The sequence below is a fragment of the Kitasatospora cineracea genome (assembly GCF_003751605.1).
In the GTDB taxonomy this organism is placed as follows: Bacteria; Actinomycetota; Actinomycetes; order Streptomycetales; family Streptomycetaceae; genus Kitasatospora; species Kitasatospora cineracea.
Window position 1 is genome coordinate 1,955,322 of the sequence record NZ_RJVJ01000001.1, and the last position, 11,934, is coordinate 1,967,255.

Sequence of the window (11,934 nt, forward strand, 5' to 3'; positions counted from 1 at the left end):
CCGGTGCCCCCCGGCACCGGGTCGGTCGTGCAGGCGGGTCGCCGGCCCGTCCGGTGCCGGAGGGCGGCCGGACGGCTCCCCGCCGGCGGCCGGGAGCCAGCGTTTCGAACGTGTTCAAAACACTGTGGACGACTCTAGGGCACCGGTTCGGGCACGCTCAACCCCCGGACCGGAAAAGGTCCGGCGGCGGGTGTGCGAGGCTGGCCGCATGCCCGACCCCACCCCGCCCCCGGCCGCCCTGCGCGAGGGCGGCGCCGCGGACGCCGCCGCCGTCGCCGGGCTGTACACCGCCGGCCGCCGCAGCGCGTACGCCGCCCTGCTGCCGGCGGAACTGCTGGACGCCGACGCCGCCGAGCAGGAACTGCTCTGGGCGCTGCGGCTGGACGCCGACTACGGGACGCCCGCCGACACCCCCGTCCTGCTGCTCGCCGAGGACCCGGACGGCGCCGCCGTCGGCTTCGCGTACCTGGTGCCGGACGGCGGCGCGGTGCGGCTGGAGCAGCTGCACGTCCGCCCCGACCGGGCCGGCGTCGGGATCGGCACCCTCCTGCTGCGTGCCGCGCTGGACCGCTTCCCGCAGGCGCCCGTCCGGCTGGACGTGCTGGCCGCGAACCGGCGGGCGGTGGCGTTCTACGAGCGGCACGGCGCCCGCCGCCTCGGCCGCGGCACCGCGCACTTCCCGGACGGGTCGCGGCTGCCCGAGTACCGGTACGGCTGGCGCTGACGAGTCGTCAGGCCGTCTGGAGCGAGCGGGAGTCGTCCGGTCGTCGGGCGGCCAGCCGGGCGGCGAGGCCCAGGGCGAGGGCGGCGGCGCAGGCGGGCAGCAGGTAGCCGGTGCCGGGCGCGGTGTGCTGGGCGAGGGCGCCGCCGAGGGTCGCGCCGGTGGAGATGCCGACCAGGATCGCGGAGACCGCCAGTGCCATCCCCTCGGTCAACCGGTGGGCGGGCAGCAGGCGTTGGGCCAGCGTCATGCCGCTGACCATGGTCGGCGCGGTGCCCGACCCGGCCGCCAGCAGGGCCGCGCCCAGCAGCGGCACGCCCGCCCCGGACAGGCCCGCCGCCAGCGGCAGCAGCATCAGGGCGGTCATCGCGCCGGTGCCCAGCGCCAGCCGGAGCGCCGCCGGGCGGCGCGGCCGGACCGCGCCGAAGACCAGCCCCGACACGCAGGACCCGGCCGCCACCAGGGCCAGCAGCCCGCCGCCCGCCGACTGCCGGCCGAGCGCGTCGGTGTAGGCGAGCGTGGTGACCTCCATCGCGCCGAACAGCACTCCGGCGGACAGGAACACCGCGAGCAGCGGCGGCAGGCCCGGCGTCCGGAGCAGTCCCCGGGCGGCAGCGGGGGTCCGGACGGCCGGGGGCGGCTCGGTGGCCCGCTGGGCGGCGAACAGCAGGGTGCCGACGGTGCCCAGCACCCGGGCGGCGAGCAGCCCGGCCTCGGGGGCGACGGCGGTGCACAGGGCCATGCCGAGCACCGGTCCGGCCATGAAGCACAGCTCGTCCAGCGACTGCTCCAGCGCGTTGGCCCGGTGCAGCACGGCCGGGTCGGCGCGGTGCAGGTGCGCCCAGCGGGCCCGGGCCATGCCGCCCAGGTCGGGGCTGCTGCCGGAGAGCGCCCAGCACAGGAAGAGCGTCCAGGCGGGCGCGCCGGAGCGCACGCACAGCAGCAGCCCCGCCGTCGGCAGCGCGGTGGCCAGCACCGCGGGCACCGCGACCCGGGCCTGGCCGAGCCGGTCGACCAGTCGTCCCAGCAGCGGCAGCAGCACCGCGCCCGCCAGTACGCCGACCGCGGAGACCGACCCGGCCAGCGCGTAGGAGCCGCGCCGGTCGGCGACCAGCACCACGACGGAGACGCCGTTCATCGCCAGGGCGAGCCGGCCGAGCAGCCCGGACAGCGTGAAGGTCAGGGTGCCGGGGGCGGCGAACACCGGGCGGTAGCGGGCGAGCGGCAGCGACAAGGAGGGGCTCCAGGGTGAGGTGGGGAGCCTCCAGCCTCGGGGCGGGGGAGCGGGGGCGTCCAACACCTGTTCCGCCGGATTCACCGGATCCTGTTGTTAATCTTCCGGGCGTGTCCCGAGACCTCCACCCCCGCCTGCTGCGCAGCTTCGCCGCCGTCGCCGAGACCCTGCACTTCGGCCGCGCCGCCGAGCGGCTGCACCTGGCCCAGCAGGCCGTCAGCCGCGACGTGCAGGCGCTGGAACGGGAGTTGGGCTGCGTGCTGCTGCACCGCTCCACCCGCAGCGTCGAGCTGACCGAGGCGGGTGCGGCCCTGCTGCCCAAGGCCCGCCACCTGCTGGAACTGCAGGCCGAGATCGCCGCACTGGGCGACACCCGGGCGCTGCTGGTCGACCTCAACAGCCAGGACTGGGGGCCGGACCACGCCGCCGAGCGGGTGCTCACCGCGGCCCGCCGGCGCTGCCCGGAGGCCGAGCTGCTGGCCCGCTACTGCGGCGGACTCACCGCCGCCGCACGGGAGTTGGCGGCCCACCGGCTGGACGCCTCGTTCGGCCGGTACGCCGGACTGCCCGCCGCCGACCGGGCCCGGCTGGCGCACCTGCCGGTCCGGCTGGAGCCGATGGCGGTCTTCCTGCCGTCCGGGCACCCGCTGGCCGCGCTGCCCGCCGTCCCGCTGGCCGCGCTCGTCGGGCACCCGGTGGACGTGTTCGCCGGGCAGCCCGCCACCGCCGAGTGGACCGACCTCGGCCTGCGGCTGCTCGCCGCGCACGGTCTGACGGCCGCGCCCGGACGCACCCCGCCGGTCGGGGCCGCCGAGTTCGCCCGCTACCTGGCCCGGCACGGCGACCCGGTGCTGACCAGTGCCGGGGCGGAGGACTCGCCGGGCGCGGTGGTCCGGCCGCTGGTCGACCCGGTGCCGCTCAGCCTGGTCGGCCTGGTGCACCGGCCGGGCGGGCGCCACCCGGGGCTGGCCGCGCTGCGCGCCTGCGCGGCCGAACTGGCCGCCGCGGAGGGATGGTTGAGCCGCCCGCCGGGCAGCTGGCTGCCGGCCGAGGACGCGGCGCTGCTGTAGGACGGGCGCGCTGCTGCCCGTCCGGTCGGTGGCCCGGGAGCGGTGGTGCTGCTGTCTGCGTGAGGGCCCGGGAACGGCGGCGCCCCCGCCGAGGGGGACGGCGGGGGCGGTACCGGGGAGGCCGCGCGGCGGCCGGGACGGGCGGGTTCAGGAGGCTCGCACGGCGGAGATGTCCAGGGTCAGCTTGACCTTCTCGCCGATCAGCACGCCGCCGGTCTCCAGCGCGGCGTTGTAGGTCAGGCCCCAGGAGGTGCGGTCGACGCTGGTGCCGCCCTCGAAGCCGACCCGGTTGGCGCCGTACACGTCGGTGGCCGAGCCGGTGAACTCGAGGTCGAGGACGACCGGGCGGGTGGTGCCCTTGATGGTCAGGTCGCCGTGCAGGCGGTAGGTGTCGCCGTCGACCTGCTCGGCGGTGGTCGACTTGAAGGTGATCTCCGGGTGCGCGGCGGCGTCGAAGAAGTCGCCGGTGCGCAGGTGCTCGTCGCGCTGGGCCTGGCCGGTGCTGATCGAGGCGACCTTGATGACCAGCTCGGCGGTGGACGCGGCCGGGTCGGAGCCGTCCAGGTGCAGCTTGCCCTCGTACTCGGCGAACTCGCCGCGGACGTTGGTGACCATCGCGTGCCGGACCGCGAAGCCGATCTTGGAGTGCGCGGCGTCGATGGTGTAGTCGCCGGTCAGGTGGGCCAGGTCCGGGCCCTGGGCGGCGGTGGCGGCCGGGGCGGCGGTGGTGGCGGCGGTGTTCTTGCTGCGGTTGAAGATGCCCATGACTTCTCTCCTCGGGACGGGGGTCGAAGCCATTTGTTGAGGCTTCAACTTGTTCACGTGGTTCACCGTACGCCGATCTGGTTCAACTTTCAACCATGGGGGCGGAGGTTGTCCTGAATCCGACCGGGAGGCCGTCGCGCACAGCGTTGTCCCCAGCCTGTGGACAAGGAGCGCCGCGCGGAAAACCGGGTGCGCCCGCCCGCCCGGCCGTCCACACTGGCCGCCGAACCCCCGAACCCCACCCTCCTTGGGAGAGCTGTGCAGTCTGCCGTCACCGTGTCGCCGTCCCAGGTCCCCGAGCTGCTGCTCGGCCTCGCCACCGTGCGGCCGGTGTTCCTCTGGGGCGCCCCCGGGATCGGCAAGTCCTCGCTGGTCAACCGGTTCGCCGAGTCGATCGGCCTGGAGTGCGTCTCGCTGCTCGGCACCCAGCTCGCCCCCGAGGACCTGATCGGCGTCCCGCAGATCACCCCCGAGGGCCGCTCCCGGTTCTGCCCGCCCGAGACGATCGCCCGCGACCAGCCGTACTGCCTGTTCCTGGACGAGCTGAACGCCGCCACCCCCGACGTCCAGAAGGCCTTCTACTCGCTGATCCTGGACCGCCGGATCGGGAACTACGAACTGCCGCCCGGCTCGATCGTGATCGGCGCCGGCAACCGGGCCACCGACGGCGCGCTCGCCCGCCCGATGCCGTCCGCGCTGCTCAACCGCCTGGTCCACGTCCACCTGCGGGCCAGCCCCGACGACTGGCTCGGCTGGGCCGCCGGGCACGGCATCCACCCGTGGATCACCGACCACCTCACCGACCGGCCCGACCACCTGTGGTCCGCCCCGCCCAAGACCGAGGAGCCGTTCTCCACCCCGCGCGCCTGGCACATGCTCTCCGACGCGCTGCACTCCTTCGGCCCCGGCCTCGACGAGGACACCCTCAAGGTGCTCGCCCACGGCCTGCTCACCCCCGCCCACGCCGTCGCCTTCTGCGGCTACGCCAAGATCGTCCGCAACGCGTACGGGCTGGACGCGATCCTCAAGGGCGACGCCTCCTGGCCGCGCCGGGTCGAAGACCGCGACCTGCTCTACTACCTCGCCGACTCCTTCCGCGGCCGCCTGGCCAAGGAGCTGCCCGCCCGCAAGGAACACGCCTCGCCGACCGTCCGCCAGCACGCCTACCGCTCCAAATCGCTGCTGGTGCAGCTCGCCGAGATCTCCGTCGAGGTCGCCCAGACCGTGATCGCCGACGGCCCCGACGGCAACCCCGTGCTGCCGTCCTGGTTCCTGATCGAAGCCGCCCGCGACCTGCCCCGCCTGGTCGAGGCCCGCCGGTGAGCGGCCACCGCCCCGCCGCCAAGCCCGAGCAGACCGACCCGGTCAAGGCCGCGTTCACCGCCGGACTGGCCCGGGTCCACCACAACCCCGCGCTCGACGCCGTCCCCGCCGCGCTGTGCCGCCAGGACGAGGACCGCTGCCCGCTGCACCCCGCCACCGGCTGGGTCGTCGCCGACTCGCACGGCGTCCTGCACCACCACCGGACCCGCCGCGCCGACCCAGAGGAGTGGGCCTGGGCCCTCGCCCACGCCCTGCTCCACCTCGGCTTCGGCCACCTCCCCGCCGCCCGCGGCCCCCGCGCCCAGCCCGACGCCGCCGACCTCGCCGCCCGCTGCGCCGTCGTCAACCGCTTCCTCGCCACCTTCCCGATCGGCCGCGCTTTCGACGACCTGCCTCCGCACTGGCCCGGCGGCGACGAGGAGGAACTCGCCGCCCGCTGGCGCCGCGACGGCGTCCCCGCCGAGTACCGGGCCTGCGGCACCGGCGGCGACCGCCCCGACCAGCACCTCGAAACCTGGACCGCCCACCAGGACCCGGAGGACCGGACCCTCGCCTTCGCCCACGCCCTCACCCGCACCGTCTCCGCCGCCATGGACGTGGCCGGCGGCCGCCGCGAGACCTACGACGGCGCCCGCCTCCCGCAGCGCCCCTGGGAACGCGCCCTCGGCTGGTTCGTCGCCAACTACCCGCTGCTCGGCGGCCTCGCCGCCGGACTCACCCTGGTCGCCGACGCCGAACTCGCCCGCGCCCACGGCATCACCGTCGCCGCCGTCAACGCCGAGGCCGGCGAGATCTACCTCAACCCGCTGCGCCACCACACCGACGAGGAGTGGCGCTTCATCCTCGCCCACGAGATGCTGCACGCCGCCCTCCGCCACGGCGACCGGGCCGGCGGCCGCGACCCGTACCTGTTCAACGTCGCCGCCGACTACGTCGTCAACGGCTGGCTGCTCGAGATGGACGTCGGCGAGATGCCCGAAGGACTGCTGCACGACCCCGCCCTGAAGGGCCTGTCCGCCGAAGAGGTCTACGACCGGATCGCCCGCGACCAGCGCCGCCTGCGCCGCCTCGCCACCCTGCGCGGCAAGGGCCTCGGCGACATCCTCGGCGAACCGCTGCCCCACGGCGGCCGCGGCTACGTCGACCTCGACGACTTCTACCGGCGCGGCCTGCAGCAGGGCTTCGACCTGCACACCCGCGACCGCGGCCTGCTGCCCGCCGGACTGGTCGACGAGATCCGCGCGCTCTCCCAGCCACCGCTCCGCTGGGACGCGCAACTCGCCCGCTGGTTCGACGAGTTCGTCCCCCGCCCGGAACCGCTCCGCTCCTACGCCCGCCCCTCCCGGCGGCAGTCCGCCAGCCCCGACATCCCGCGCGCCGGACGCCACCACCCGTATGAGGAGACCCCGCGCTGCACCTTCGGCGTGCTGCTCGACACCTCCGCCTCGATGGACCGCACCCTGCTCGGCAAGGCGCTCGGCGCGATCGCCTCCTACGCCGCCGCCCGCGACGTCCCCGCCGCCCGGGTCGTCTACTGCGACGCCGCCCCGCACGACGCGGGCTACCTGCCGGTCGCCGAACTCGCCGGCCGGGTCCGGGTCCGCGGCCGCGGCGGCACCGTCCTGCAACCCGGCGTCGACCTGCTCGCCCGCGCCCCCGACTTCCCCGCCACCGCCCCCCTGCTGATCATCACCGACACCGACTGCGACACCCTCCGCGTCCCCCGCCGCGAACACGCCTACCTCGTCCCGCGCGGCGCGACGCTGCCGTTCACCCCGCGCGGGCCGGTGTTCCACTTCAGCTGAAGGGCGAAGGGCGACGAAACCAGGGGCCCGGGGAACGGCGGGTCGATGCTGCTGGGGGCCGGAGCCCACCGGTGAGTCCGTGCTGCTCCGGGCCCGGGCGGAAACCGGAAGCGGCCCGCAGGGGCTGTCGGCGGGGCGGCCTACCCTGGAAGGTCCGCGCCCGACCCCCCGGAGGCCCCGATGTACGTCCTGCACGCCCAGTGGCGGGCCGACGGGCGGCTCGGGGTGTGGGCGGAGGACGCCGGGGCGTTCCGCGGGCGGGCGGTCGAGGGGGCGCGGCACCCGTTCGCCTGCGCGGCGGACGAGGTGGCGGGGCTGCTCGCGGCGGTCGGCCCGGGCCCGGCCTGGCTGGCGGAGCGCGGGGACGAACGCTGGCTGACGCTGCGGCTGCCGACGCTCGGCTCGCGGCCGACGCCCTCGCCCGACCTCCCGGTGGGCTCCACCGCCAAGGGCCTGGAGCTGCGGCCGTGGCGGATCCCGGCGCTGCTGTTCGACCGGCCCGAGGCCGCCCAGCTGCTCGGCGAGCTGTTCGACCCGTACTGGCCCGGCAGCACCGTCGAACTGCCCGACGGCCGGACGGCGGAGCTCGCGTACGGGGCGTCGCTGCGCTGGCTGACGGGCGTGCACGACCTGGCCTGGCGGCTGGCCGGGCGGGGCCGGGTGCTGCCCGCGCTGGTCGCCGAGCCCGGCGGGTGGGCGGCCCGCTGGCGGCCCGCGCACGACCCGGCCAGCCGCCGGGAGGCCCGCGCGCTGGCGGTCGGCTGCCCGCCCGCCGCCCGCGCCGAGGACGGCCACGAGCCCACCGGCGGCGCCCTGTTCACCGCCGTGCTGGAGGCGCTCACCGACCACGAGACCCGGGTCGCCCTCGGGCCCGACGCGCCGGCCGCCGCGGGCGGGCCCGACTGGGTCGCCGCGCTGCGCGGCCCCGACGGCCGACTGCCCGCCCCGCCCGCGCCCGAGCTGGTCGCCCGGCTCGCCGCCGCCGCGGCCGGCACCGGCCCCGACGGCAGCCTCCGGCTGGCCTTCCGGCTCGCCGAACCGCTCGGCACCGCCGCCGACGACCCGGACGCCACCGTCGTGGCCGAGACCTGGCGCCTGGACGTGCTGCTCGGCCCGGTCGACCGGCCCTCGCTGCTGCTGCCCGCCGCCGAACTCTGGTCCGCCGGGCCCGGGGCGGCCGCGCTGGCCCGGGCGGTCGACGACCCCGCCGAGGCGTACCTGGCCGAACTCGACCGCGCCGCAAGGCTGTTCCCCGAACTGCGGGCCGCCCTGCACCGCACCCGCCCCACCGGCCTCGACCTCGACCGGGCCGGCGCGCTCGCCTTCCTGCGGGACACCGCCCCGGCGCTCGCCGCCGCCGGGCACGGCGTCCTGCTGCCCGCCTGGTGGCACCGCCGCCCCCGCCTCGGCCTGGCCGCCACCGCGCACGCCGCCCCCGTCCCCGGCTCCGTCCGGCGCGCCGCCCAGGCCGACCGGGACGCCCTGCTGGACTTCCGCTGGCAGCTCGCCGTCGGACAACAGCCGCTCACCCAGCAGGAGTTGGACGAACTCGCGGCCGCCCAGGCGGGCCTGGTCCGGTTCCGCGGCCAGTGGATCGAGGTGGACGCCGCCCAGCTCGCCGCCGCCCTGCGCTTCCTCGCCGCCCGCCGCGACGACCCCCGGCTCGACGCCGCCGCCCTGCTCCGCCTCGCCGCCGACGACGGCGCCGTCGTCGACGGCCTCCCGGTCACCGCCGTGCACGCCGAGGGCCCGCTCGGCGACCTGCTGGCCGGCCGCCTCGGCCGCCTCCCCGGCGCGCACCGCACCCCGGCCCCGCCCGGCTTCACCGGCACCCTCCGCCCCTACCAGGAACGGGGACTGGCCTGGCTGGACGCGCTCGGCCGGCTCGGCCTCGGCGCCGTCCTCGCCGACGACATGGGCCTCGGCAAGACCGTCCAGACCCTCGCCCTGCTCGCCCTCGAACACGCCCGCGGCGCCCGCGGCCCCGTCCTGCTGGTCTGCCCGACCTCGCTGGTCGGCAACTGGCAGCGCGAAGCCGCCCGGTTCGCCCCCCGGCTGCGCGTCCAGCTCCACCACGGCCCCGGCCGCACCCTCCCCGACCCGGCCGCCGACCTGGTGGTCACCAGCTACGGCGTCCTGCAGCGCGACGCCGCCGCGCTGCGCGCCGTGTCCTGGCGCCGGGTCGTCGCCGACGAGGCCCAGCACGTCAAGAACCGCGCCGCCCGCCAGTCCCGCGCGCTGCGCGCGCTGCGCTCCGGCCCGCGGATCGCGCTCACCGGCACCCCCGTCGAGAACCGCCTCGCCGAACTGCACACCGTCCTCGACTTCACCAACCCCGGCCTGTTCGGCACCCCCGAGTCCTTCCGCGAGCACTACGCCGTCCCGATCGAGCAGGCCGGCAACCGGGAGGCCGCCGCGCGGCTCCAGCGGCTCACCGCGCCGTTCCTGCTCCGCCGCCGCAAGGACGACCCCGAGATCGGCCGGCAGCTCCCCGCCAAGCAGGAGTTCACCGTCCGCTGCACCCTCACCCCCGAGCAGGCCGGCCTCTACCAGGCCGTCGTCGCCGACCTGCTCGACCGGCTCGGCGGCATCCGCGGCGTCGAACGCAAGGGCGCGGTGCTGGCCGCCCTCGGCCGGCTCAAGCAGGTCTGCAACCACCCCGCCCAGCTCCTGCACGACAACTCGCCGCTGGGCGGCCGCTCGGGCAAGGTCGAACGGCTCGTCGAGCTGCTCCGGGAGGCGCTGGCCGAGGGCGACCGGGTCCTGGTCTTCACCCAGTACGCGGAGTTCGGCGCCCTGCTCCAGCCCCATTTGCGCCGCCGCCTCGGCGAACCCGTCCTCTACCTGCACGGCGCCCTCGCCGCGCCGCGCCGCCAGGAACTCGTCGACCGCTTCCAGTCCCCGGACGGGCCGCGGGTGTTCCTGCTCTCCCTGAAGGCCGGCGGCACCGGGCTCAACCTCACCGCCGCCAACCAGGTCGTCCACCTCGACCGCTGGTGGAACCCCGCCACCGAGGACCAGGCCACCGACCGCGCCCACCGGATCGGGCAGCGCCGCGCCGTCCAGGTCCGCAAGCTGGTCTGCACCGGCACCGTCGAAGAGCGCATCGCCGAACTCATCGACAGCAAAAGGGAGTTGGCGGAGGCGGTGGTCGGCTCCGGCGAACACTGGCTGACCGAGCTCCGCACCGAACAGCTCCGCGAACTGCTCACCCTCTCCGCCGAAGCCACCGAGGTCTGACCGCCATGGACCACCCCCTCGACCAGTGCCTGGACACCTTCTGGCAGGGCGAGTTCACCCTCCGGGACACGCCCCCCGCCCCGCCCGACCCCGCCCTCCCCGCCGACCTGGCGGACCTGCTCGGCCCGCTCTACCGGCACCTCACCGAGAACGCCTAGGGACGGCGGCCGTCGAGGAAACCGCCCACCAGCGCGGCGAACCCGGCCGGATCCTCCGCCCAGGGCCGGTGCCCCACCTCCGGCAGGACGGCGAGCCGGGCGTCCGGGTGGAGGGCGGCGGCCAGGCGGGCCGGGACGGTGCCGATCATCCCGTCCCGGGCACCCGCCACCACCAGCACCGGCACCCGAACCGGCCGCGCCGCGCCCGCGTCCGAACCCGCGCCCGCGTCCGAACCCGCGCCCGCGCCCGAACCCGCGCCCGCGCCCGAACCCGCGCCCGCGTAGAACGCCTCCCGCATCCAGGGCGCGGCCGGTGCCGACTCCGGGTCGAACGCCGCGGCGCGGGCCGCCTCGTTCCACCTGCCCCAGAAGAACGGCGTGATCCGCCGCACCAGCTCCGCCGGGTCGCCCGCACCGGCGGCCAGCAGGGCGTCCGCCTCGGCCGCGTCCGGGTACCAGGGCTCCGCCGCGCGGGCGGCCCGGAGCGCGGCGATCTCCGCCGGGTCGGGCTCCCGGGCGGCCCGGCCGACCGGGGTGACCAGCACCAACGAGCGTACGCGGTGCGGGAATTCGGCGGCGTAGCGCTGCGCGGTGAGGGCGCCCGCGGAGTGGCCGAGCAGGTCGATGCGTTCCGCGCCGAGGTGCTCCCGGAGGGCTTCCACGTCCGCGGCCTGGGCGCCGAACGCGCAGCTCGCCCGGTCGGCGGGCACCGCCGAGCGGCCGCAGCCGCGCGGGTCGAGCCGCACCAGCCGCCGCCGGGCGTCCAGCCCGCCGAGGGTGCCGAGGTAGCGGGCGTCCATGCCGGGGCCGCCGGGGATCGCCACCAGCGGTGACCCGTCGCCGAACTGCTCGTAGTGGAGGGCCGTTCCGTCGTACCCGTGGAAGATCGTCATGGCTCGGATGGTGGCACGCCCCGACCGGGCCCGGCAGGCGGTTTCACGCAGCGATCAGAGCAGGCCGTGGCCGCCGAGCACGGCGCTCAGCCCCGGCACCCCGCGGTGGTGGTGGCCCTGCATGCCGAGCGCCGTCGCGGCCGCGACGTGGCCCTCGGTGTCGTCCACGAACAGGCAGTCCCGGGGCGGGACGCCGGCCCGCTCGGCGGCGGCCAGGAAGATCCGCGGATCGGGCTTGGCGGCGCCGACCCGGGCGGAGTTGACCACCGCGTCGAAGGCGGCGTCGAGTCCGAGCGCGGCCAGGTCGGCCTCCAGCGCGGTGGTGCCGTTGGAGACCAGCACCACCGCGGCGCTCCGGCGCGCCGCCGCGAGCAGGGCCCGCACCTGCGCGTCCACCCGGAACGGCTGCCGCGCCCAGTCCGCGACCGCCGCCCGCGCCACCTCGGCCGACCCGCACCGCGCCGCCAGGTCCTCGGCCACCAGGGCCCGCCACTGCCCGTCCCCGACCTGCCCGGTCACGGCGGGCAGCAGCCGCTCCGGCCGGAACGCCGCCGCGGCGACCGTGCCGGGCGCGAGGCCGTGCGCCCGGTCGACGTCCGACAGGTCCGCCCAGATCCGCAGCACCCCGTCCAGGTCGCACAGCACCGCGCCGATCCGCCGCCCCGCCATCTCGCCCCGCCTTCCCGCTCCCGCCCGGTGTGACCGCTTCTGCCGGTGAAGTCCCT

Annotated in this window: 10 protein-coding genes; 6 read left to right on the plus strand and 4 right to left on the minus strand. The window is 76.9% G+C overall.

Annotation, left to right across the window (positions count from 1 at the left end; genetic code table 11):
- Positions 1 to 208: 208 nt before the first annotated feature.
- Positions 209 to 724 (plus strand): GNAT family N-acetyltransferase, encoded by a 516-nt coding sequence (locus EDD39_RS08955; protein ID WP_123554632.1) that lies wholly within the window; start codon positions 209 to 211, stop codon positions 722 to 724.
- Positions 725 to 731: 7 nt separating this feature from the next.
- Here the strand turns inward: EDD39_RS08955 and EDD39_RS08960 are convergent, their stop codons facing one another.
- Positions 732 to 1,955: an MFS transporter gene (locus EDD39_RS08960; protein ID WP_244256658.1), complete on the minus strand. Its 1,224-nt coding sequence runs from the start codon at positions 1,953 to 1,955 to the stop codon at positions 732 to 734.
- Positions 1,956 to 2,065: 110 nt separating this feature from the next.
- On the opposite strand from EDD39_RS08960, the gene EDD39_RS08965 reads away from it, so the two are divergent.
- Entirely contained in the window at positions 2,066 to 3,025 is a 960-nt protein-coding gene (locus EDD39_RS08965; RefSeq protein WP_123554636.1) for a LysR family transcriptional regulator, read from the plus strand.
- A gap of 147 nt (positions 3,026 to 3,172) precedes the next feature.
- Here EDD39_RS08965 and EDD39_RS08970 read toward each other — a convergent pair whose 3' ends face one another.
- Positions 3,173 to 3,790, minus strand: coding sequence for a YceI family protein (locus EDD39_RS08970; RefSeq protein ID WP_123554638.1), 618 nt, complete (start codon positions 3,788 to 3,790; stop codon positions 3,173 to 3,175).
- A 258-nt stretch (positions 3,791 to 4,048) separates the two neighbouring features.
- Between EDD39_RS08970 and EDD39_RS08975 the strand changes: the two genes are divergently transcribed.
- The 4 genes from EDD39_RS08975 to EDD39_RS39445 all read left to right on the plus strand — a co-directional run bounded on the left by EDD39_RS08975 (position 4,049) and on the right by EDD39_RS39445 (position 10,316).
- Entirely contained in the window at positions 4,049 to 5,113 is a 1,065-nt protein-coding gene (locus EDD39_RS08975) for an ATP-binding protein (protein ID WP_123554640.1), read from the plus strand.
- The gene (locus tag EDD39_RS08980) at positions 5,110 to 6,918 is read left to right on the plus strand and encodes a vWA domain-containing protein (protein WP_123554642.1); all 1,809 of its coding nucleotides are present in this window, start codon (positions 5,110 to 5,112) and stop codon (positions 6,916 to 6,918) included. The genes EDD39_RS08975 and EDD39_RS08980 overlap by 4 nt, the downstream gene beginning before the upstream one ends.
- Before the next feature lie 180 nt (positions 6,919 to 7,098).
- Positions 7,099 to 10,158 carry a DEAD/DEAH box helicase gene (locus tag EDD39_RS08985; RefSeq protein WP_123554644.1) on the plus strand — a complete coding sequence of 1,020 codons (3,060 nt, stop codon included), beginning with the start codon at positions 7,099 to 7,101 and terminating at the stop codon, positions 10,156 to 10,158.
- Positions 10,159 to 10,163: 5 nt separating this feature from the next.
- Positions 10,164 to 10,316 carry a hypothetical protein gene (locus EDD39_RS39445; protein ID WP_157852528.1) on the plus strand — a complete coding sequence of 51 codons (153 nt, stop codon included), beginning with the start codon at positions 10,164 to 10,166 and terminating at the stop codon, positions 10,314 to 10,316.
- Here EDD39_RS39445 and EDD39_RS08990 read toward each other — a convergent pair.
- Complete coding sequence (locus EDD39_RS08990; protein ID WP_123554646.1) at positions 10,313 to 11,209, minus strand: alpha/beta fold hydrolase; 897 nt, start codon at positions 11,207 to 11,209, stop codon at positions 10,313 to 10,315. The two genes, EDD39_RS39445 and EDD39_RS08990, sit on opposite strands and share 4 nt — an antisense overlap.
- Before the next feature lie 54 nt (positions 11,210 to 11,263).
- Positions 11,264 to 11,878, minus strand: coding sequence for an HAD family hydrolase (locus EDD39_RS08995; RefSeq protein WP_123554648.1), 615 nt, complete (start codon positions 11,876 to 11,878; stop codon positions 11,264 to 11,266).
- Between the last annotated feature and the right edge of the window lie 56 nt (positions 11,879 to 11,934).

Bases quoted from the DNA above. Each gene is read 5' to 3' on its own strand.
- EDD39_RS08970 (WP_123554638.1), bottom strand. From the start codon at position 3,790: ATGGGCATCTTCAACCGCAGCAAGAACACCGCCGCCACCACCGCCGCC.
- EDD39_RS08955 (WP_123554632.1), top strand. From the start codon at position 209: ATGCCCGACCCCACCCCGCCCCCGGCCGCCCTGCGCGAGGGCGGCGCC.
- EDD39_RS08990 (WP_123554646.1), bottom strand. From the start codon at position 11,209: ATGACGATCTTCCACGGGTACGACGGAACGGCCCTCCACTACGAGCAG.
- EDD39_RS08995 (WP_123554648.1), bottom strand. From the start codon at position 11,878: ATGGCGGGGCGGCGGATCGGCGCGGTGCTGTGCGACCTGGACGGGGTG.
- EDD39_RS39445 (WP_157852528.1), top strand. From the start codon at position 10,164: ATGGACCACCCCCTCGACCAGTGCCTGGACACCTTCTGGCAGGGCGAG.
- EDD39_RS08985 (WP_123554644.1), top strand. From the start codon at position 7,099: ATGTACGTCCTGCACGCCCAGTGGCGGGCCGACGGGCGGCTCGGGGTG.